Here is a 20,946-nt window from a genome sequence, read left to right as displayed (position 1 = left end):
TTTTCCTTTTAAAGCTGTTAGCTATTAGCTGATAGCCAATAACCTTTTTGTTAGAGTATTATAATCCATTAGCTAATAGCTAAAAGCTATCGGCTAATGGCTTTAATATATTAATCCAGAGATACGCTCAATCCTAAACCACGCATTTCGTGAAGAAGTACGTTCAACGATTCAGGAATACCAGGTTGCGGCATTGGCTCACCTTTCACGATCGCTTCATAAGCTTTCGAACGGCCTACGACATCATCGGATTTTATAGTAAGGATTTCTCTTAATATGTGTGCCGCGCCGAATGCTTCAAGTGCCCAAACCTCCATTTCACCGAAACGCTGACCACCAAACTGCGCTTTACCTCCAAGAGGCTGCTGTGTGATAAGTGAATAAGGACCGATGGAACGTGCGTGCATCTTGTCTTCAACCATGTGACCAAGCTTAAGCATGTAGATAATACCTACTGTTGCATGCTGGTCGAAACGGTCGCCTGTACCTCCGTCAATAAGACGGACTTTACCATAACGGGGAACTCCGGCTTTGTCAGTCCATGAGTTCAGGTCGTCAAGGCTTGCTCCGTCAAAAATAGGAGTAGCAAACTTAACCCCAAGCTCTTTACCTGCCCAACCAAGTACGGTTTCGAAAATCTGCCCGAGGTTCATACGGGAAGGCACACCCAGCGGATTCAACACGATATCAACCGGTGTTCCGTCCGGCAAGAACGGCATATCTTCCTGGCGGACGATACGAGACACGATACCTTTATTACCGTGACGTCCTGCCATCTTATCCCCTACCTGTATCTTACGCTTCTTGGCTACATAGACTTTCGCTATCTGCACGATACCCGAAGGAAGTTCATCCCCGATAGTCAGGTCGAAACGTTTACGTTTCAGTTCGGCATCAAGCTCTTTATATTTGCGCAGGTAGTTTACTACAACATCTCTGATCAACTCGTTCTTGTGTTCATCAGTAGTCCAGTTGCTTACCTGAACCGACTCATAATCTATATTTTCAAGGGCGCCTTTCGTAAATCTGGAACCTTTACCTATAATATCCACATTCAGGTAATCTTTTACACCCTGCGATGTTTTACCTTCAGTCAATACTAACAGTTTATCTACCAATACTCCTTTCAGTTTAGCCATCTTTTCTTCGTACTCTTCATCCAGTTTAGGAAGCAGAGCTTTGCTGGAAAGTTTGGTTTTACCTTTCTTCGAAGCTTTAGAGAATAGGTTCGTTCCTACAACAACACCTTTCAAAGAAGGAGAAGCTTTCAGTGAAGCGTCTTTTACATCACCGGCCTTATCCCCGAAGATAGCACGAAGCAGTTTTTCTTCAGGTGAAGGATCGGATTCTCCTTTCGGAGTAATCTTACCGATAAGTATATCGCCCGGATTTACACGGGCACCAATGCGAATGATACCTCTTTCGTCCAAATCCTTAGTAGCGTCTTCACTTACATTCGGTATGTCTGAAGTTAACTCTTCAACCCCACGTTTTGTGTCGCGAACTTCGAGAGCGAATTCTTCTACATGCACAGATGTAAAGACGTCTTCGCGAACGATGCGTTCGTTCAGTACGATGGCATCCTCGAAGTTATATCCCTTCCAAGGCATGAACGCCACTTTCAGGTTCTTACCGATTGCCAGTTCGCCTTGCTCTGTAGAATAACCTTCTGTCAGTATCTGATTCTGCTCAACCCGGTCTCCCTTTCTGCAAGTAGGACGAAGGTCGATTGTTGTATTCTGGTTCGTTTTACGGAATTTAGGAATTGAATATGTTTTTACCGCATCGTCGAAAGCTACAAAGTCTTCGTCAGATGTACGGTCATATTTGATCTTGATAGTATCGGCATCAACGAAAACAACTTCTCCTGCTCCTTCGGCCACAATCTGTGTACGGGAGTCGCGTATCAATTGTCCTTCGATACCTGTACCTACGATAGGAGCCTCGGTACGCATCAACGGCACTGCCTGACGCATCATGTTAGATCCCATCAATGCACGGTTGGCATCATCATGTTCAAGGAAAGGAATCAATGAAGCCGCAATAGACGCAATCTGTGTAGGCGAAACGTCCATCAGTTCTACTTCGTCCGGCGCAATAACCGGATAGTCGGCATCCTGACGGGCTTTTACACGCATATTGATAAATGAACCGTCATCGTTCAACGGGGCATTACCCTGCGCTATCAGTTTATCTTCTTCTTCTTCGGCAGCCAGATAGACAATTCCATCAGAGGATAAATCCACTTTTGCTTTCGTTACTTTACGATACGGCGTTTCGATGAAGCCCAGATCGTTAATCTTTGCATATACACAAAGAGAAGATATCAAACCGATATTGGGACCTTCAGGCGTCTCAATCGGACAAAGACGTCCGTAGTGCGTATAGTGAACGTCACGCACCTCAAAACCGGCTCTTTCGCGGGAAAGTCCACCAGGCCCGAGTGCAGACATACGGCGCTTGTGCGTAATCTCTGCCAGCGGATTGGTTTGATCCATGAACTGAGATAAAGCATTTGTACCGAAGAATGTATTCACTACCGAAGATATTGTCTTGGCATTAATCAGGTCGATAGGCGTGAACACTTCATTGTCGCGTACATTCATCCTTTCACGGATGATACGCGCCATACGGTTAAGACCTACACCAAACTGATTGAATAGCTGTTCTCCTACTGTACGGACGCGACGGTTGCTCAAGTGGTCGATATCATCTACAATAGCCTTCGAGTTGATCAATTCGATAAGGTACTTGATGATTTCTATCATATCCTCTTTTGTCAATACGCGGATATCCGTATCGGTAGAAAGACCTAATTTTTTATTCAGCCTGTAACGACCCACTTCTCCCAAATCGTAACGTTTTTCGGAGAAGAACAGATTGTTGATTACTTCACGTGCACTTGTATCGTCGGCAGGTTCGGCGCTGCGAAGCTGCCTGTAGATATGGCGCACGGCATCTATTTCGGAGTTACTAGGGTCTTTTTGCAACGTATTGTAAATAATCGCAAAATCAGATATATTCTGTGAATCCTTATGCAACAATATAGATGGCACATTCGAATCTAATATCAGATCAAGATGATCTTTATCCAGAATCGTTTCACGTTCAAGGATAACTTCGTTACGCTCGATAGACGTTACCTCTCCGGTATCTTCGTCCACGAAGTCTTCCATCCATGTCCTCAGGATTCTGGCAGCAAGTTTACGGCCTGCTACTTTTTTTATATTTTGTTTGTTAACTTTTACTTCTTCAGCCAGATCGAATATTTCGAGGATATCCCTATCGCTCTCGAATCCGATAGCACGAAGCAATGTAGTAACTGGTAATTTCTTCTTACGGTCAATATAAGCATACATGACATTGTTGATGTCAGTAGCAAATTCAATCCATGACCCTTTGAATGGTATAATACGAGCTGAATACAATTTTGTACCATTTGCATGCATCGTCTGTCCAAAGAATACTCCGGGAGAACGGTGCAACTGCGAAACGACAACACGCTCAGCACCATTAATTACAAAGGTACCTTTTTCGGTCATGTATGGAATCAACCCCAGATAAACATCCTGAATAACCGTGTCAAAGTCTTCATGGTCGGGGTCGGTACAATAAAGCTTAAGCTTTGCTTTTAGAGGGACACTGTAAGTCAATCCTCTTTCTATACACTCTTCGATGGTATAGCGTGGAGGGTCGATAAAGTAGTCCAAAAATTCTAATACAAAATTGTTTCGTGTATCAGCTATAGGAAAGTTTTCTGCAAAAACTTTGTATAAGCCTTCGTTCTTCCTCTTTTCGGGAGGCGTATCAAGTTGTAGAAAGTCGCGGAATGACTTTAGCTGTACTTCAAGAAAATCCGGATAAGGAAGCGGATTTTTGATTGAAGCGAAATTGACTCTTTGATTTGTATTTGTTGAAGACATGGAATATCCAGTTTTATTGAACTTATTATTTTTGACGCAAAAAGGTTAAGAACCTTCCCTACGGAGGTTCCTAACCAAAATATCCTTTGACAGGACTGTTTTTACTTAAGTTCAACTTCTGCTCCAGCTTCTTCTAATTGTTTTTTCAATGCGTCTGCTTCATCTTTAGTTACTCCTTTTTTCAGTTCACCAGGAGCAGCATCAACTAGATCTTTAGCTTCTTTCAAACCAAGTCCTGTTAGTTCTTTCACAGCTTTAACAACTTGTAATTTGTTTGCACCTGCTGATTTCAAGATTACATCGAAAGATGTTTTTTCTTCTACTACTTCAGCAGCAGCAGCTGGACCTGCAGCAACTGCAACAGCAGCAGCAGCTGGTTCAATACCATATTCAGTTTTTAGAATTTCAGCTAATTCGCTTACTTCTTTTACTGTCAAATTTACTAGTTGTTCTGCAATAGCTTTGATATCTGCCATTTTTGTATAAATTAAAATTGTTATTATTCTTTTATTTAATGTGTATTATCTCTTGGATAATGTTTCTAATACGCCATGAATGGTATTGCCTCCCGATTGAAGGGCAGAGATAACATTCTTAGCCGGAGATTGAAGCAGTGCGACAACGTCAGCGATAAGCTCGTTTTTGCTCTTGACGTTCTCTAATGCCTGCAAGTTCTGAGCACCTATATAGAAGCTCTCCTGCACATAAGCCGCCTTAAGTGAAGGCACTCCTTCTTTCTTGTATTTAGCAATCAATTTAGCCGGTGCATTCGCTGAATTTGTAAACATGATAGCTGTATTACCTTTCAGAACCTGACTCAGTTCGGAGTAATCGCCTTCGAGTGTATCCAACGCTTTTTGCAACAGTGTATTTTTTACAACCATCAACTTGATTTCCTGCTTAGCGCATTCTCTTCTCAACTCGCTTGTTTTAGCCGAGTTAAGAGTAGCGATGTCAGTAAGATAGAAATGCTCGTAATCTTTGATTGTCGCTGCTATAGTTTCTATGATAGTACCTTTATCTTCCTTTCTCATAATAATGTTTCAGTCAATTTAATTAATTTTCTACTGATTTAGGGTCGATTTTCACACCCGGACTCATAGTACTTGAAAGACAAACACTTTTCACATAAGTACCTTTAGCTGCTGTTGGTTTCAGTTTGATAAGCGTAGCGATAAATTCTCTCGCGTTATCTCTGATTTGTTCAGGAGTAAAAGATACTTTACCTATAGAAGCATGGATGATACCAGCCTTGTCTACTTTAAAGTCAATCTTACCAGATTTTACTTCTTGTACGGCTTTAGCGACATCCACAGTCACTGTTCCGCTCTTTGGGTTAGGCATCAGGCCACGAGGTCCTAATACACGTCCCAGAGCACCAACTTTACCCATGATAGCAGGCTGAGTGATGATAACATCGATATCAGTCCAGCCTCCTTTTATTTTTTCGATATATTCGTCCAATCCTACATAATCAGCGCCCGCTTCTTTAGCTGCGGCTTCAGCGTCTGGAGAACACAATACCAAAACTCTGACTTGTTTTCCTGTTCCATGAGGAAGAGATACTACACCCCTTACCATCTGGTTAGCTTTACGTGGGTCAACACCTAAGCGTACATCCAAATCGACTGAAGCGTCGAATTTAGTTGTTGTAACCTCTTTTACAAGAGCTGATGCTTCGCTAAGTGTATATAGTTTCCCTGCTTCAATCTTGCTGAAAGCTAACTTTTGATTTTTTGTAAGTTTACCCATTCTCAATTGAAGTTTAATTATTTAACATCAGGGAAAGCCCCTTTTACACTAATACCCATACTTCTTGCTGTACCAGCGACCATTCTCATGGCAGACTCTACAGTAAAACAGTTCAGGTCAACCATTTTATCTTCAGCGATAGCTTTTACCTGATCCCAGGTAATTTCTGCTACTTTCTTACGATTTGGTTCAGCTGATCCACTTTTTGTTTTCGCAGCTTCAAGTAATTGAATTGCTACCGGTGGTTGTTTTACAATAAAATCGAAAGACTTATCAGCATAGTAAGTAATTACCACTGGCAATACTTTCCCTGCTTTGTCTTGAGTTCTGGCATTAAATTGCTTACAGAAATCCATGATATTAATACCTTTCGAACCTAAAGCAGGCCCTACGGGAGGAGATGGATTTGCTGCACCGCCTTTAATCTGTAATTTTAATTGTCCAGCAATTTCTTTAGCCATTTTCTTTTAAATTTTTAGTTTTGTTAAAACTTAAATAGAACGTTCAGAGTGCGTAACCAATCTTACTGTTCTTTTTCGACTTGCATGTAATTCAATTCGAGCGGGGTTTTCCGTCCGAATATCTTTACCATTACTTTCAGTTTCTTCTTCTCGGAGTTTACTTCTTCAATAATTCCAGAGAATCCAGAGAAAGGGCCATTGGTCACCTTCACGTTTTCTCCTACGAAGTACTGAACATCCAGGCCTACTTCCTGCTCATCCAATTCGTCCATTGTACCCAGTATCCGGTTTACTTCCGACTGGCTCAACGGTTGAGGATTTGTAGTATTAGGCAAAAAACCCGCAACAAAATTGATGTTGCGCAATTCATGAATGACTTCTCCCACCAAAGCTGCTTCTATCAAGATATAACCGGGAAGATAAGCTCTTTCTTTCAGAACTTTCTTTCCGTTACGCATGATATAAGTCTTTTCGGTAGGAATAAGAACTTGAGAGATGTATTTCCCTAAGTCAGTTTTCTTTATCTCAGCTTCAAGATATTCTTTGACTTTATTTTCCTTTCCACTAACAGCACGTAGTACGTACCATTTTTTTTCGATTTCAGTCATAGCTTTTGATAAGAAGAATTACAACAGACCATAGAGTAATTTAACCACCCTGTCAAATACAGTATCAACACCCCAGATAACCAATGCCATCATAATGGAAGCGATCATGACAATGACTGCACTGCTTGTTAATTCTGGACGAGATGGCCAAGAAACCTTGTAAACAAGTTCGTTATAAGAATCCTTAATATAGTTAATTATTTTTTTCATCACTCCTTTTTGAGTTTAGCACGGGCGGAGAGATTCGAACTCCCGACATTTGGTTTTGGAGACCAACGCTCTACCACTGAACTACGCCCGTATGTTAAAGCCGGCTATATTGCAAGCCGACTTTGAATATTATAGAAATTCTTATTAATCAATTTCTGTAATCTGACCAGCACCTACTGTACGTCCACCTTCACGGATAGCGAAACGAAGACCTACATTGATAGCTACAGGGTAAATCAACTCTACAGAGATAGTCAGGTTGTCACCTGGCATTACCATGTCTGTTCCTTCAGGAAGGGTGATTTCGCCGGTAACGTCCAACGTACGGATGTAGAACTGAGGACGGTATTTGTTGTGGAATGGAGTGTGACGTCCACCTTCTTCTTTCTTCAGGATATAAACCTCAGCTTTGAAGTTAGTATGAGGAGTAATCTTTCCTGGGTGGCAAATTACCATACCGCGTTTGATTTCGTCCTTATCGATACCACGAAGAAGAAGACCTACGTTGTCACCAGCTTGTCCGTCGTCAAGAATCTTACGGAACATTTCAACTCCTGTAACAACTGATTTTTTACCTTCTGCTCCAAGACCGATGATCTGAACTTCTTCACCAGTTTTGATTTTACCAGTTTCGATACGACCTGTTGCTACTGTACCACGACCTGTGATAGAGAACACGTCTTCAACCGGCATCAAGAATGGTTTGTCAACATCGCGTGGAGGAAGTGGAATCCAAGCATCTACAGAGTTCATCAGTTCCAGAACCTGGCTAACCCAAGGTTCAACACCGTTCAATGCACCTAGTGCAGATCCGCGGATAACCGGAGTATTGTCGCCGTCGAACTCATAGAATGAAAGAAGTTCTCTCATTTCAAGTTCAACTAATTCTAACATTTCTTCGTCTTCAACGATATCACACTTGTTCATGAAAACAACCAACTTAGGTACGTTTACCTGACGTGCAAGCAGGATGTGCTCGCGAGTCTGAGGCATCGGACCATCAGTAGCAGCAACTACGATGATAGCACCGTCCATCTGAGCAGCACCAGTAACCATGTTTTTCACGTAGTCCGCGTGACCTGGACAGTCAACGTGAGCGTAGTGACGGTTAGCTGTTTCATATTCTACGTGAGAAGTATTGATAGTGATACCACGTTCTTTTTCTTCCGGAGCATTATCAATTGAATCAAATGAACGTGCTTCAGAAAGACCTGCATCTGCCAACACTTTAGTAATAGCAGCAGTCAAAGTAGTTTTACCGTGGTCAACGTGACCGATTGTACCGATATTTACGTGCGGTTTCGCCCGGTTAAAATGTTCTTTTGCCATAATTAATCTTCTATTATTTAGTTAATGTATATATTTAATTCTATCAGAATCAAGTACCAAACTAATGAGCCCATGGCGGGATTTGAACCCGCGACCTCTTCCTTACCAAGGAAGTGCTCTACCCCTGAGCTACATTGGCTTAAATTTCAAAGTTCCGCCCCAACAAAAACCTTCCCCCAGCAAACAAATACACGGGTGCATTATTATTGAAGCGAAAAAGTTGGAAATTAAAGTGAAGAAATATTCAAATCTATTTGATTTATAGGTTTTTCAAAACTTCTCTTTCCATATAGCTTGAGCCTCTTGTCGGATTCGAACCAACGACCCCGAGATTACAAATCACGTGCTCTGGCCAACTGAGCTAAAGAGGCATAACAGTCTAATTTTTATCGCCGTCCGCTTTTTGAGGGCGAAACGGCGACAAAATTAGAAATTATTTTTTAGAATCACAATACTTTATAGATTTATTTTTCGATTGCTTTCCCTTTTGATTGCTCAAGCATCTATCTTTTTGTATCGGAATAATTATTTTAACCATCTGTTTATTTAGCCTGAGCCTTTTCTTTTGCTTTGAGAACCTGCTTTTCCAGAGCTTCCACTCCCTGCATAATCGCTTCTTCGAATGTGTCTGCAATTTTATTGGCAAACAGTTCTCCGTTCTTAATATTCAGTTTTATCGAAGCCTCTTTATTGTTTGCAACTTCGGGTTTTACAACTTTCAATATAACTTCAGCGTCTACGATCTGGTCTGAAAATTTATCAAGTTTAGATATTTTTTTTTCAATAAACTCTTTCAACTGAGTTGTTGCATCAAAGTGCACTGACTGAATCGCAATATTCATAATTAATCCTCCTTTACTTTTAAGCCCTTGGATGAGCTTTGTTATAAATTTTCTTTAATTCTTCAAATGAAGTGTGTGTGTATATCTCTGTAGCCGCAAGGCTTGAGTGTCCTAACAATTCTTTTACCGCATTAATATCCGCCCCATTGTTTAGCATACCTGTGGCAAACGAATGCCTGAGAACATGCGGGCTCGTTTTGGATAGAGTGGGCACCTGACCAAGCCGGGCTGTCACAATCCGATGAACGAGCATCGGGTAAAGAGGCTCTCCATCGTTTTTAACAAACAAATAGCCCGATTGGTTGCCTACTTCTTTATTCCTCATCGAAATATATTTTCCTAAATCCTGTTTCATGTTGTCGCTAAAAGGAATCAACCGTTGTTTATTCCGCTTTCCGGTTACCTGTATTGTCTCAGCAGAAAAGTCGACATCCGCATCCCTGAGGCCTATCAGTTCGGCACGGCGAATACCCGTCACATAAAACAGTTCTATCATGATGCGGTCGCGTAAGGGCTCAAATGTATCGCCATAATCGTCCTCGTCCAGTACCTTATCCATATCGGAATCGTTCACAAAGGCCGGAATTGGTTTTTTTATTTTCGGGCCATTGATTTTTCTCACAGGATTGACCTGCATTTCCCCTATCCGCAATAAATATTTGTAGAACGATTTCAATGCGCTCAATTTACGGTTTACCGAGCGGGCTGAAATTTCATTCTCCATAAGAGACACTATCCACATCCTGACAATGTCATTATCTACCGACTTGATATCCACATCCGGAAAATGCTCAGCAAGGAAATTTGTGAACTGGCGCAGGTCTTCAGAATAAGAAATCTCCGTATGTAAAGAATAGTTCTTTTCATAACGGAGATACTTGATATATTTGTCAATTAACAGCATCATTCTACCGGGTTTCTATCCTGAATGACGAAGTTAATAATATTATACGAAAAAGACAATTATTTTTTAGTCTTCCGAACGGTGCATAGCTTCTACATAAATAGCGTGCATTTTGCGCTCTCTTTTCACTACAGATGGCTTCTGGAACTCCTGACGTCTTCTTAGTTCTTTCACTACACCTGTTTTTTCGTATTTTCTTTTAAATTTTTTTAGGGCTTTTTCAATGTTTTCGCCCTCTTTAATTGGAACAATAATCATAATTATTTATTTATTTTTTAATTTCTAATTCAATTTTATGGTGCGAACTTCTTCGCTGTTACTTTCTATAGATAAGGCTCTTTTAATGTCAGTCGATTTTCTGAACATTGTTTCCTGAAAACAATATTAAACTATAAATGAATATGTTCTGTTCAAAAAATCATCAAACCTCCTCTCTATTTTCGGGGTGCAAATTTATGATTTAAAATCTTAATGTACAAGATTTTTGAAGAGAATCTACAAAATTATCCTCCTTTGTAAATCAACTTCCACTTTATAGTCTTGTTTTCTTTTATTTCATATCTAAAGACATACCATAACGAAATATGCCCATCTGCGCCCAAAGCCAAGAATAACTCTGGTCCTACTGGCTGCATCATTTCCACTTCCATAGTGCCCCCAAGTATAGCGTCCTGCTGAAAATTATACCAGCGAAGAAGACTCTTCTTCAGATCTTCTTCCGGGTTCGACAATCCCATATCCCGTAAAATATCCCTGTCATATTCGTCAAACAGAAATGATTTACTCTTTTCTACCTGATATAAATGTGTGATGGAATCGATCTTGGATTTTATATCCGATTCGTTGTATTGCCGGATTATCGAATCCAATTTCATTTTCAGTTCCCTGCGATGGTCTGCCTGAAGATTAATTATCCTTCCTTCGAGGAGGGAGATCGAGTCCATAAGCGGTTTTACCGATTCAGAGCCTGTCTTATTCTGCTGACAAGAAATAAGAAGCAGTACGAGAAATAAAGATGTAAGTATTCTATTTCTTTTCACCGCTTTATTCTTTTTTCATCTGGATATGAGGCAAACCATCTTCGAGGTACACTTCGCTGGTCTGCTTAAACCCATGACTTTCATAAAAATTTTTCAGGTATAATTGTGCCGAGATCGTAATTTTAGTCTCGCCAAGCACTGATTCTTCTATTGCGAGGGCACGCTTCATCAGTTCGTGCCCGAAACCATACTTGCGATACTCCTGCGCTACAATTACACGCCCGATGCACGCCTCGTCAAAATAGCCTCCCGCACCGAATAAACGGCAGTATGCTGCCAACCGCCCATCAACATAACCTTGCAAATGCAACGCTCTCTGGTCCTTATAGTCCATATCCAGATAGGGGGCGTCTTGTTCTACCACAAATATTTTGCAACGTAAATGCAGGATTTCGTATAGTTCGTCTCTTGTCAATTCTTCAAAACGACTTACTTTCCATGATATTTCTTTTTCCATTATTATATGTTAATCTTGAAGATTGCAAAGGTAAATATTCTTAGAGAATTACCTTAACTTTTTCCTTGTTTCGGTATTACCGTCTATAATTATATCTTCTAGTTTGCCGTATCCGCCATAATCGTATCTTGAGAAACAATAGGTAAGCTCATACCCGCACATGCAGGAACAGTAAGTTCCATAACCTATAGTGATGAGGTTTATTGTTGTATTGTCTACTATCTCTGCATCGCACAAGAAAGAATGGCAACAATTTCCCTCTAATAATATTTCTACAATAAGGCTGTCACCGCTTTCTTTTATCGAAAGGATTTCATCTTTTGATGAAGGTTCGAAATCATTATTCTTGCATTCCCTGATAGAAACGCTGTCTAAAGTCAGTCCATGACCAAACAAAGTCAGTTGTTTAGCCGACTGGGGCAACACCATTGTCCCGTACAGAATTTTATTTTTGAAAAAAGAATCGAATATGACCGTATCTGTCTTATATTTTAACTGACTGCTATCGTAATCTTTTATATGCCGGATAAAGACAGTATCCGACTGGCTCCACAAATGTAGCGTTGCAAAGGATAGGAATAAGAATAAACCGATTATTTTTCTCATAGCGTATATCTTTGTTTTGTCAAATATAGATATACGGATTGTAATAGATATCAAAGATGGACATTATAATACCTTAATATCAAAAAATAAAGTTAGCAGGTAAACATAAGAATCTTATATTCTGTTATAGGATATAGAAGATATCTATTATACTTCAACCCTTGATTCGTATCAACCATTAAAAACAAAAGAATATGAAAAAGCAAGAACAAGACAAGCCCGATGGGGAATTTATCGCTTACGAAGAAGCACGGATAAAAAAAGCCCCGGAAGCAGCCGAAAGAGTCACAGACAAGGAGGTGGAATCAAGCAATGAGCTTCTATCGCCCGACGAAAACACATGGGACAGGGGATAATCTCCCGTCTTGCCTGTCACAATCCATGACTATCTTACAAGATTTCACTTTAACAGATTGGCTCTTACGTGTTTTTTTAATACATTTGCACCTCAAAATTATTAGAACTAACTAAAAAAGCCAATCTTATGATTACTGCAGACCAACTCAAAGAAGTGTTGGAGCGCGAGGACGCGCTGAGGAGGCATCTTTGACGTCGATGCGAAAAAAATACAACTCGAAGAAGAAGAACTAAGGACACAGGCTCCGGGATTCTGGGACGATGCTAAAACCGCAGAAGCCCAGATGAAGATAATACGCGGGCTCAAAGGCTGGATAGAAGGTTACAGCGAAGTAAAAGGCGCTACAGAAGAGCTCCAACTTGCTTTCGACTTCCAGAAAGAAGGCGTTACCACCGAGGAAGAAGTAGACAAGGCATACGACAATGCCCTGAGACTGGTAGAAAACCTCGAACTGAAGAATATGCTACGCCGCGAAGAGGACAAGCTGGGTGCAGTGTTGAAGATAAACAGCGGAGCCGGAGGCACCGAAGGACAAGACTGGGCTTCGATGCTGGTGCGGATGTACCAACGCTGGTGCGAATCGAAAGGATACAAAATAACTGTTACCAACTGGCAGGACGGAGACGAAGCCGGCATCAAGACAGCGACCTTGCAGGTAGAAGGAGAGTACGCTTACGGATACCTCAAGTCGGAAAACGGAGTACACCGTCTGGTACGCGTGTCGCCATTCAACGCACAGGGAAAACGGATGACATCCTTTGCCTCGGTATATGTGGTTCCGTTGGTAGACGACACCATCGAGATAGAGGTAAACCAATCCGACATCACATGGGACACATTCCGTTCGAGCGGCGCGGGAGGACAGAACGTAAATAAAGTGGAAACAGGGGTACGCCTGCATTACAAATACAAAGACCCCGACACCGGAGAAGATAAGGAAATAGTGATCGAAAATACGGAAAGCCGTTCTCAATTCGGTAATAAAGATAATGCGATACGCCTCCTGAAATCCCAGTTATACGAGATGGAACTGGAAAGGCGCAGCCGCGAACAGTCGAAGATAGAAGCCGGAAAGAAGAAAATAGAATGGGGTTCGCAGATACGCAGTTACGTATTTGACGACCGCCGCGTAAAAGACCACCGGACAAACCACCAGACATCGAACGTAAATGCCGTGATGGATGGCGACCTCGACGATTTTATCAAAGCATACTTAATGGAGTACGGCGAAGAAGCCTAACCCCGTTTATTATATATACCTTATAATTATGGACAGAAAGACATACCGCAAATGTGTCTTTCTCTGCTTTGCTATTCTTGCAGCATTGCAGGGAAACGCGCAGAAAAAAGTATTAGACCATACAGTCTACGATTCGTGGAAAAGCATTTCCAACATCAGTGTTACCAATGACGGGTTACACACCGCATCCCTTGTAAAAGAACAGGAAGGTGACAATTACCTGCTCATCAGCAACCTGAAAACGAAAAAAGAGTTTACTGTTCCGCGCGCTTACACGTATTCGGTATCGCCCGATCAGAAGTATATTATAGCCCTCATCAAAGCGCCCTTTGCCGTAACGAGGCAAGCCAAAATAAAGAAAACGGCCGATGAGAAGATGCCGAAAGATTCGCTGGCGGTTATCTCTCTCGAAGGGTTCTCTATAGTGAAGATACCGGGCGTGAAAGACTACAAGACGGGCAAAGACTTCTCCGACTATATAGCGTACACCCTAAACGATACACTCAAGGTAAAAGACAAAAAAGAAGCGAAAGCCCGTACATTGGTTCTCCGCAACCTCTATTCAGCAAAAGAAGATACGATAAAAAATGTGACCGAGTACATGTTTAGCCGCAACGGCAAAAGCCTATCCACCATTATAAAGCCGGGTGTGAAAGACACGGTAAACAAGCAAGGCGTACTTTTTATCGACCTCAGCACCTTGCGTAAAGACACTGTATCTACAGGTAAGACCATTTACAAAAGCCTTACATTGTCCGAGTCGGGGAACAAGCTTGCCTATCTTGCCACAGCCGACAGCCTGAAAAAGGAGATAAAAGACTACAGCCTCTTCTACTTCGAGCCCTCACAAGACTCTGCGCGCCTGATTACCAATAATAACACACAAGGCATGCCCAAAGAATGGAATGTAAGCGAAAATTACAAACCATTGTTCAGTAAAGATGAGAAAAGGCTCACACTGGGTATAGCCCCTGTAGCGCTGCCCAAAGATACGACTATCCCCGATTTTGAAAAGGCGCAACTCGATATCTGGCATTGGCAGGAGCCGCTGATACAACCTCAACAACTGGTGCAGAAAGAAAAGAAATTAAAACAGACATACCTTTCTTACATCGACCTCGGTACAAACACACTCTACCAGCTAGCCAATGAAGATATGCCTAACGTAAGCATTTCCGATGAAAACAATGGACAATATGCTGTCGGAACCTCTGACTTGAAATACCTGTTGGAGACACAATGGAACTATCAGGCCAATATGCAAAACGATATATGGATACTGGATTTGGACAACCATACCAAAAAGCAGATTAAGACAGGGCTACAGGCCAGGCTGATACAGTCACCGCAAGGGAAGTACCTCGCGTGGTACGACCTGAACACCCGCCAGTACTACGCTTACTCCACAGAGAGCGGAAAAGAAGTATGCCTGACGGATATGCTTAACATCAACTTCTGGAACGAAAAGAATGACAACCCCACTGCGCCGCCTCCATACGGATTTGCCGCATGGACAGATAATGACGAGGCGTTGCTCGTTTACGACATGTATGATATATGGAAGTTAGACCCAACGGGGATAAAAGCACCTGAAAACATTACAAAAGGCATAGGAAGGGACAAAAAGACCACGTTACGGTACGTAAAAACCGACCCCGAAAGCCGATTTATCAAGCCCGGAGAAAAGCTGCTGCTCTCGGCTTTTGACAATACGAGCAAAGAAAACGGTTTTTATGAACTGGCGAAAAATAAGCTGACACCGTTAACTATAGGTAAATACACGTATACCATGCCTGTGAAAGCAAAGGATAAAGAAGTATATGCTTACACCAAAAGCAACTTCAACACATCGCCCGACTTATATGTGACAAGCAACCTGTGGAAAAGCGAGGACAGGCTATCGGATATCAACCCGCAAATGAGGGATTACAACTGGGGTACAGCCGAACTGATGTCGTGGACTACATTCGATGGCAAGCCTACACAGGGTATCGTATATAAACCGGAGAACTTCGACCCGGATAAAAAATACCCCGTCATGATTTATTTCTACGAGAAGCATTCGGATAACCTGTACCAGTATTTTCCGCCTGCTCCGAGCCGTTCCATCATCAACATACCATTCTATTGCAGCAGGGGTTACATCGTATTTACACCTGACATACAATACACTACCGGACATCCGGGCGAAAGCGCTTACAATTCCATTGTATCGGGAGCCGAAGAGCTTGCACAGAACGCGTGGGTAGACAAAGACAACATGGCGCTGCAAGGGCAAAGCTGGGGCGGATACCAAACGGCATACCTCATCACACGCACCAACATGTTCAAGGCGGCAGGTGCAGGCGCTCCGGTATCGAATATGTTCAGCGCATACGGCGGCATACGCTGGGAAAGTGGTATGAGCCGCCAGTTCCAGTACGAGCAAACCCAGTCGCGCATAGGTGTTACCATGTGGGAAGCACCGGAACTGTACAAAGAAAACTCTCCTGTATTTTTTGCCGACAAGGTAGAGACCCCCTTGCTAATCATGCACAACGATAAAGACGGAGCCGTGCCGTGGTATCAGGGCATTGAGTATTTTATGGCGTTGCGCCGGCTAGGCAAGCCTGTGTGGATGTTGCAGTACAACAATGAGGCGCACAACCTGAAAGAACGCAGAAACAGCAAAGACCTGAGCATACGCCTGCAACAATTCTTCGACCATTACCTCAAAGGCGAACCGATGCCTGTATGGATGAAAACAGGCGTTCCGGCTACCGAAAAGGGGAAGACATACGGCTTGGAACTGGAATAGAAGCGTATAGGAAAAACAGAGCGTCACGGAGTAAAAAGTGACAAACTACCCCCTTTCCCCTCCCTTGTCGTGCCATTGCGGCTCCCTCTCTCTTGGAGAGGGCGGGGGGTGAGGTGATAAAAAAATGCCTGAACCTCCCCGAAGGGAAAATTCAGGCACAAACATTATGAATGAATAAAGAAAATTAACTACATTTGTTAGCATTCAAAAACGCTGAACTTATGAACAAACTTATATACACAATAGCTGCCCTGCTGACCCTTACTTTATTCTCTGCCTGTGGGGGCGATGACAACAACAATGAAGTCGTTGTACTGACATCTATTGCCATCGACCCGGTAGACAAAGACCTCTATATAGGCGATACATACCAGCTAACTGTAAGCCACCAACCCGCTGATGTAAAACTACCTAAGCTGACTTGGACATCATCCGATACCAAAGTAGCAACTGTATCCTCATCGGGTAAAGTAACCGCTGTTGCTGATGGGGTAGCTAAAATTACCGCTTCGTATGGAGATTTGTCGAATTCTGTTACTTTAGTTGTTTCTAAAATTCAAGATTATACAAGTTTTGTAATAAGCATAAATTCAGTAAATGATTTCAGAGACTGTATTGCTGGTTACTATACTCAAGATGGTCTATGTAAAAAACTTGGAGATTTAGGTAATTTGACTAGCAATAAATATTCTCCTGAAATAAAAGTTGATATTGACACATTACAATATGTACATATCTATTATGATTTATATGATATGAACGGAATTTATGATTTTACAGGAAAAGTTGATACAATCTTAAAGCTAAAGAAGAACATAAAAAATATTTTCATTCTTTCAAACAATAAAGGGATTGAAGTATCAAAAGAAAATAAGACACAGTACCCACACTAAATTCTATGGAGCCACTTTAAGAAAATTATTTTTATCTCTATATACTTTCCCTGGCACTAATCCATTTGCATCATTATATTGAGGCAGATTACCTACATTAAAATTAGTCAAACTACCATCCATTTGTATTCTAAACTCATTTTCTAAATAGCCATTCGAATCATTTTTTTCATAAATAAGTCCTTCTTTAGTAATGTCTAAAGCACATGAATTATGGGTAATAACAGCACCCTCTGCATACTCTGCCATTCGTATGCCGCTTGCTGAAATATTTACTTTAGGCTTATTTTCGCTCCCATAAAATATAACAGCAGTTGATCTCCTATTAGCCCAACTCTGATGTATTCCAAATGTGGCTAACACTGAGTCTTTATTCCGAACAAAGATTTTACCAGCATCAGCAGACAATTCAAGTTCATATTTTTTACTTTCTAAATTTATTGATTGCGAAATTAAATTCCCTTGATTTATAGACCATCCTCCTATTTGTCCACTACCATCTGTTTCAAATTTAACAAGTCCTTTAGAAAAAGCAGCAGCTCCACTTTTACCGTCTATTTTTGATACTACCTCTTTATTAACATTCTTAATTTCGAAGTCAGCATTCCTTATACTAAGTTGTTTATCTTTACTCACATTCCAATCCAATCCACTATCCTTATTCCCGAACTTAAACTGATTAGACAAGAAATCCAGATAACTATTCCCATCACTACTAATCAGTGTGTCAGCAGTAATTTGCCCCGGCAGCAACTCTGTATAGCCATACATACTACGGATACTGCGTTCCTGTCCTTCATTTTCGGAATTAATAAATGCCACCCAGAATGTATAATAACCCTCTTTATCTTCCAGTTTTATCTTCTTGTCTGATATCGCAAAGCGGGCTTCTCCTATCATTCTGCCTGTTGTATCAGGGACTAATGTTTTCGAAGCCTCTATATATAGGAAATAGGGTGTGTCGGCTTTGAGGTTGTCCGACTCAAACGCAGTAACATTCCAATATGGTTTCTTGCCGTCTATGGTAATTACCTCATGGGTAATACGTTGAGGATTGTCGATATATATTTTCTTGTTTTCATATCTTGGTGTTAGCCTTTTCGTGTTTGTCCAGTCATTTTCCAGAAAACTATATTGCAGGCTTGGCGCACCCGCACGGAAAATAAGCCCCTCGAAAACCAGCGAACTCAGCAGATTGTTTTCAAACTCGTTGGTGATTCCCTGTATATTGTCTATCAGTTCCTGCGTATCTTTCCAGCGGCGTTTGGCATAACTTATCGCCTCATTTTTCCCCCTGTCTATCTCCTGCTCCTTTGCGGGGATTTCGTTTAGGATACTGCCTAATGATTTACCTTTTCCCAACCACGGAGGACACAGAGCGTCACAGAGTAAAAAGTGACAAACTACCCCCTATCCCCTCCCTTGTCGTGGCATTGCAGCTCCCTCTCTCTTCGAGAGAGCGGGGGGAGAGGTGGCGGATTGAGGTAAAAAAATGCCTGAACCTCCCCCGAAGGGAAAATTCAGGCACAAACATTATGAATGAATAAAGAAAATTAACTACATTTGTTAGCAATCAAAAATTGAACTTATGAACAAACTTATATACACAATAGCTGCCCTGCTTACCCTTACTTTATTCTCTGCCTGTGGGGGCGATGACAACAACAATGAAGTCGTTGTACTGACATCTATTGCCATCGACCCGGTAGACAAAGACCTATATATAGGCGATACATACCAGCTAAGTGTAAGCCACCAACCAACTGATGTAAAACTGCCTAAGCTGACTTGGACATCATCCGATACCAAAGTAGCGACTGTATCCTCATCGGGTAAAGTAACTGCTGTTGCTGATGGGGTAGCTAAAATTACTGCTTCGTATGGAGATTTGTCGAATTCTGTAACTATAGCTATCTTAAAGCAACAAGACTACACCAGTTTTATTTTTTATCACGATATTAATAATGAAATAAAAAATAATGTAGCAGGTTATTTTACAGAAGACGGTTTATGTAAAAAACTTGGCGACTTGGGAAACCTCTCAATAGGCAAATACTCCAATGAGATAAAAGTTGAAATTGATACACTTACCAGAGTCTATTTTTTTTCACATACGATACAACCTGTACGTATTGAAGACCCGTATATTCTTAAGAAAAACATAAAAAATATATTCATTCTTAGAAGTGGAGTACCCACTGTTTGGGCTGAGCCTACAGATGAGGTTCAATGGCCTCACTGAATGATTTATTATGGGACAATCTTTAAAAAATTATTTGAATCACGGTAAACAGTTCCTGAGCTGAATGATATAGAAGGATCTTGCCCATCTTCCACTACAGGCAAGGTTCTTAATATCATCATAAGATACTCTCTACTAACATCAACCATCATTTCTGTTGTTTTGTTGGCAAAGAGATGCTCGTCTTGTAAGAGCAGACCTCTTCGTCCTCCCCATTTAGTGAGGTAGCCTAACTGGAATACGGGAGCATAGTAAGATGTAGTGTCCGATTCTTTAGGATGCTTAATCGTAAGACCAACTCTTCCATATAATGTATCATAATAGTCATTAGTACTAGGTTCTCTCCATCTAAACCTCAGTCTAGGCTCAACACCATCAAAGGAACCCCAATCCGAGAAAACAGGAGCATAAGGTCTTAAATCGTTGAGGCTTATAATAGTTGATTCCGGATCTATAACAATTTGATTATCTCCATTGTTAATCTCAAAATTCGCATTTTTGATATTTAATTGTTCGGGGGTACTTACATTCCAATCAAGACTACTCTTATTATCCCCTATACGAAACGCATTATTTGCCAAGTCCAGATAACTATTCCCATCACTACTAATCAGTGTGTCAGCAGTAATTTGCCCCGGTAGCAATTCTGTATAGCCATACATACTACGGATACTGCGTTCCTGTCCTTCATTTTCGGAATTAATAAATGCCACCCAGAATGTATAATAACCTTCTTTATCTTCCAGTTTTATCTTCTTGTCTGATATCGCAAAGCGGGCTTCACCTATCATTCTGCCTGTTGCATCAGGGACTAATGTTTTCGAGGCCTCTATATATAAGAAGTAAGGTGTGTCGGCTTTGAGGTTGTCCGACTCAAAAGCAGTAACATTCCAATATGGCTTCTTGCCGTCTATGGTAATTACCTCATGGGTAATACGTTGAGGATTGTCGATATATATTTTCTTGTTTTCATATCTAGGTGTTAGCCTTTTCGTGTTTGTCCAGTCATTTTCCAGAAAATTATATTGCAGGCTTGGCGCACCCGCACGGAAAACAAGCCCCTCGAAAACCAGCGAACTCAGCAGATTGTTTTCAAACTCGTTGGTGATTCCCTGTATATTGTCTATCAGTTCCTGCGTATCTTTCCAGCGGCGTTTGGCATAGCTTATCGCCTCATTCTTCCCCCTGCCTATCTCCTGTTCCTTTGCGGGGATTTCGTTTAGGATACTGCCTAATGATTTACCTTTTCCCAACCACGGAGGACACAGAGTAACACGGAGTAAA

At 41.4% G+C, this 20,946-nt stretch carries 21 protein-coding genes and 3 tRNA genes; 5 read left to right on the top strand and 19 right to left on the bottom strand.

The genetic code is table 11. The annotated features are described in order from the left end of the window. Positions 1 to 110: 110 nt before the first annotated feature. From rpoB to D0T84_RS10610, 17 genes are all read right to left on the bottom strand, one after another. Entirely contained in the window at positions 111 to 3,923 is a 3,813-nt protein-coding gene (gene rpoB / locus D0T84_RS10690; protein ID WP_163307867.1) for a DNA-directed RNA polymerase subunit beta, read from the bottom strand. A 101-nt stretch (positions 3,924 to 4,024) separates the two neighbouring features. After that, positions 4,025 to 4,399: a 50S ribosomal protein L7/L12 gene (gene rplL, locus D0T84_RS10685; protein WP_163307866.1), complete on the bottom strand. Its 375-nt coding sequence runs from the start codon at positions 4,397 to 4,399 to the stop codon at positions 4,025 to 4,027. Positions 4,400 to 4,444: 45 nt separating this feature from the next. Then, positions 4,445 to 4,957, bottom strand: a complete 513-nt coding sequence (gene rplJ / locus D0T84_RS10680) for a 50S ribosomal protein L10 (RefSeq protein WP_163307865.1) — start codon at positions 4,955 to 4,957, stop codon at positions 4,445 to 4,447. 22 nt (positions 4,958 to 4,979) lie between these two features. Beyond that, positions 4,980 to 5,675, bottom strand: a complete 696-nt coding sequence (gene rplA / locus D0T84_RS10675; RefSeq protein ID WP_163307864.1) for a 50S ribosomal protein L1 — start codon at positions 5,673 to 5,675, stop codon at positions 4,980 to 4,982. A 17-nt stretch (positions 5,676 to 5,692) separates the two neighbouring features. Continuing rightward, complete coding sequence (gene rplK, locus D0T84_RS10670) at positions 5,693 to 6,136, bottom strand: 50S ribosomal protein L11 (protein ID WP_163307863.1); 444 nt, start codon at positions 6,134 to 6,136, stop codon at positions 5,693 to 5,695. A 62-nt stretch (positions 6,137 to 6,198) separates the two neighbouring features. Next, the gene (gene nusG, locus D0T84_RS10665; protein ID WP_163307862.1) at positions 6,199 to 6,744 is read right to left on the bottom strand and encodes a transcription termination/antitermination protein NusG; all 546 of its coding nucleotides are present in this window, start codon (positions 6,742 to 6,744) and stop codon (positions 6,199 to 6,201) included. A gap of 18 nt (positions 6,745 to 6,762) precedes the next feature. Beyond that, positions 6,763 to 6,954, bottom strand: a complete 192-nt coding sequence (secE, locus tag D0T84_RS10660; protein WP_163307861.1) for a preprotein translocase subunit SecE — start codon at positions 6,952 to 6,954, stop codon at positions 6,763 to 6,765. 19 nt (positions 6,955 to 6,973) lie between these two features. Then, positions 6,974 to 7,045 (bottom strand) — tRNA-Trp (locus tag D0T84_RS10655). Between the two features lie 53 nt (positions 7,046 to 7,098). After that, positions 7,099 to 8,283 (bottom strand): elongation factor Tu, encoded by a 1,185-nt coding sequence (tuf, locus tag D0T84_RS10650; protein WP_163307860.1) that lies wholly within the window; start codon positions 8,281 to 8,283, stop codon positions 7,099 to 7,101. Positions 8,284 to 8,350: 67 nt separating this feature from the next. Further along, a tRNA-Thr gene (locus tag D0T84_RS10645) sits at positions 8,351 to 8,422 on the bottom strand. A gap of 158 nt (positions 8,423 to 8,580) precedes the next feature. Beyond that, a tRNA-Thr gene (locus tag D0T84_RS10640) sits at positions 8,581 to 8,654 on the bottom strand. A 171-nt stretch (positions 8,655 to 8,825) separates the two neighbouring features. Next, entirely contained in the window at positions 8,826 to 9,125 is a 300-nt protein-coding gene (gene hpf, locus D0T84_RS10635) for a ribosome hibernation-promoting factor, HPF/YfiA family (RefSeq protein WP_163307859.1), read from the bottom strand. Positions 9,126 to 9,144: 19 nt separating this feature from the next. Beyond that, positions 9,145 to 10,026, bottom strand: a complete 882-nt coding sequence (gene xerC, locus D0T84_RS10630) for a tyrosine recombinase XerC (RefSeq protein WP_185155726.1) — start codon at positions 10,024 to 10,026, stop codon at positions 9,145 to 9,147. Positions 10,027 to 10,095: 69 nt separating this feature from the next. Beyond that, a complete protein-coding gene (gene rpsU / locus D0T84_RS10625; protein ID WP_163307857.1) occupies positions 10,096 to 10,287 on the bottom strand; it encodes a 30S ribosomal protein S21 in 192 nt (63 codons plus the stop codon). A gap of 245 nt (positions 10,288 to 10,532) precedes the next feature. Further along, on the bottom strand, positions 10,533 to 11,069 hold the full coding sequence (locus D0T84_RS10620) for a hypothetical protein (RefSeq protein ID WP_163307856.1): 537 nt from the start codon (positions 11,067 to 11,069) through the stop codon (positions 10,533 to 10,535). A 4-nt stretch (positions 11,070 to 11,073) separates the two neighbouring features. Continuing rightward, positions 11,074 to 11,526 carry a GNAT family N-acetyltransferase gene (locus D0T84_RS10615; protein ID WP_163307855.1) on the bottom strand — a complete coding sequence of 151 codons (453 nt, stop codon included), beginning with the start codon at positions 11,524 to 11,526 and terminating at the stop codon, positions 11,074 to 11,076. A gap of 48 nt (positions 11,527 to 11,574) precedes the next feature. Further along, a complete protein-coding gene (locus D0T84_RS10610) occupies positions 11,575 to 12,132 on the bottom strand; it encodes a hypothetical protein (RefSeq protein ID WP_163307854.1) in 558 nt (185 codons plus the stop codon). 194 nt (positions 12,133 to 12,326) lie between these two features. Here D0T84_RS10610 and D0T84_RS10605 point away from each other — a divergent pair, with 194 nt between their 5' ends. The 4 genes from D0T84_RS10605 to D0T84_RS10590 all read left to right on the top strand — a co-directional run bounded on the left by D0T84_RS10605 (position 12,327) and on the right by D0T84_RS10590 (position 17,420). Further along, complete coding sequence (locus D0T84_RS10605; RefSeq protein ID WP_163307853.1) at positions 12,327 to 12,488, top strand: hypothetical protein; 162 nt, start codon at positions 12,327 to 12,329, stop codon at positions 12,486 to 12,488. A gap of 128 nt (positions 12,489 to 12,616) precedes the next feature. Further along, positions 12,617 to 13,730, top strand: a protein-coding gene (gene prfB, locus D0T84_RS10600; protein ID WP_370525491.1) for a peptide chain release factor 2 whose coding sequence is annotated in 2 segments (ribosomal slippage) — positions 12,617 to 12,670 and positions 12,672 to 13,730 — 1,113 coding nt in all. Because the reading frame shifts where the segments join, the coding sequence is not laid out codon by codon here. A gap of 28 nt (positions 13,731 to 13,758) precedes the next feature. Next, positions 13,759 to 16,527, top strand: coding sequence for a prolyl oligopeptidase family serine peptidase (locus D0T84_RS10595; protein WP_163307851.1), 2,769 nt, complete (start codon positions 13,759 to 13,761; stop codon positions 16,525 to 16,527). A gap of 221 nt (positions 16,528 to 16,748) precedes the next feature. After that, on the top strand, positions 16,749 to 17,420 hold the full coding sequence (locus tag D0T84_RS10590; RefSeq protein ID WP_163307850.1) for an Ig-like domain-containing protein: 672 nt from the start codon (positions 16,749 to 16,751) through the stop codon (positions 17,418 to 17,420). Positions 17,421 to 17,423: 3 nt separating this feature from the next. Here D0T84_RS10590 and D0T84_RS10585 read toward each other — a convergent pair whose 3' ends face one another. Further along, on the bottom strand, positions 17,424 to 18,782 hold the full coding sequence (locus D0T84_RS10585; RefSeq protein WP_163307849.1) for a hypothetical protein: 1,359 nt from the start codon (positions 18,780 to 18,782) through the stop codon (positions 17,424 to 17,426). A gap of 226 nt (positions 18,783 to 19,008) precedes the next feature. Between D0T84_RS10585 and D0T84_RS10580 the strand changes: the two genes are divergently transcribed. Beyond that, on the top strand, positions 19,009 to 19,662 hold the full coding sequence (locus D0T84_RS10580; protein WP_163307848.1) for an Ig-like domain-containing protein: 654 nt from the start codon (positions 19,009 to 19,011) through the stop codon (positions 19,660 to 19,662). A gap of 8 nt (positions 19,663 to 19,670) precedes the next feature. Here the strand turns inward: D0T84_RS10580 and D0T84_RS10575 are convergent. After that, positions 19,671 to 20,946: hypothetical protein (locus D0T84_RS10575; RefSeq protein ID WP_163307847.1), on the bottom strand; the 1,276-nt coding region annotated here is incomplete at its 5' end.

Source organism: Dysgonomonas sp. 521 (assembly GCF_010501055.1).
Classification (GTDB): Bacteria; Bacteroidota; Bacteroidia; order Bacteroidales; family Dysgonomonadaceae; genus Dysgonomonas.
Note: the sequence above shows the minus strand (reverse complement) of the source record. Positions and strands in the feature narration are given on the sequence as shown.

What these genes read in the sequence shown, in the direction of transcription:
- rpoB (WP_163307867.1), bottom strand. Translation starts at nt 3,923, where the DNA reads ATGTCTTCAACAAATACAAATCAAAGAGTCAATTTCGCTTCAATCAAA.
- rplL (WP_163307866.1), bottom strand. Translation starts at nt 4,399, where the DNA reads ATGGCAGATATCAAAGCTATTGCAGAACAACTAGTAAATTTGACAGTA.
- rplJ (WP_163307865.1), bottom strand. Translation starts at nt 4,957, where the DNA reads ATGAGAAAGGAAGATAAAGGTACTATCATAGAAACTATAGCAGCGACA.
- rplA (WP_163307864.1), bottom strand. Translation starts at nt 5,675, where the DNA reads ATGGGTAAACTTACAAAAAATCAAAAGTTAGCTTTCAGCAAGATTGAA.
- rplK (WP_163307863.1), bottom strand. Translation starts at nt 6,136, where the DNA reads ATGGCTAAAGAAATTGCTGGACAATTAAAATTACAGATTAAAGGCGGT.
- nusG (WP_163307862.1), bottom strand. Translation starts at nt 6,744, where the DNA reads ATGACTGAAATCGAAAAAAAATGGTACGTACTACGTGCTGTTAGTGGA.
- secE (WP_163307861.1), bottom strand. Translation starts at nt 6,954, where the DNA reads ATGAAAAAAATAATTAACTATATTAAGGATTCTTATAACGAACTTGTT.
- tuf (WP_163307860.1), bottom strand. Translation starts at nt 8,283, where the DNA reads ATGGCAAAAGAACATTTTAACCGGGCGAAACCGCACGTAAATATCGGT.
- hpf (WP_163307859.1), bottom strand. Translation starts at nt 9,125, where the DNA reads ATGAATATTGCGATTCAGTCAGTGCACTTTGATGCAACAACTCAGTTG.
- rpsU (WP_163307857.1), bottom strand. Translation starts at nt 10,287, where the DNA reads ATGATTATTGTTCCAATTAAAGAGGGCGAAAACATTGAAAAAGCCCTA.
- D0T84_RS10615 (WP_163307855.1), bottom strand. Translation starts at nt 11,526, where the DNA reads ATGGAAAAAGAAATATCATGGAAAGTAAGTCGTTTTGAAGAATTGACA.
- D0T84_RS10610 (WP_163307854.1), bottom strand. Translation starts at nt 12,132, where the DNA reads ATGAGAAAAATAATCGGTTTATTCTTATTCCTATCCTTTGCAACGCTA.
- D0T84_RS10605 (WP_163307853.1), top strand. Translation starts at nt 12,327, where the DNA reads ATGAAAAAGCAAGAACAAGACAAGCCCGATGGGGAATTTATCGCTTAC.
- D0T84_RS10595 (WP_163307851.1), top strand. Translation starts at nt 13,759, where the DNA reads ATGGACAGAAAGACATACCGCAAATGTGTCTTTCTCTGCTTTGCTATT.
- D0T84_RS10590 (WP_163307850.1), top strand. Translation starts at nt 16,749, where the DNA reads ATGAACAAACTTATATACACAATAGCTGCCCTGCTGACCCTTACTTTA.
- D0T84_RS10580 (WP_163307848.1), top strand. Translation starts at nt 19,009, where the DNA reads ATGAACAAACTTATATACACAATAGCTGCCCTGCTTACCCTTACTTTA.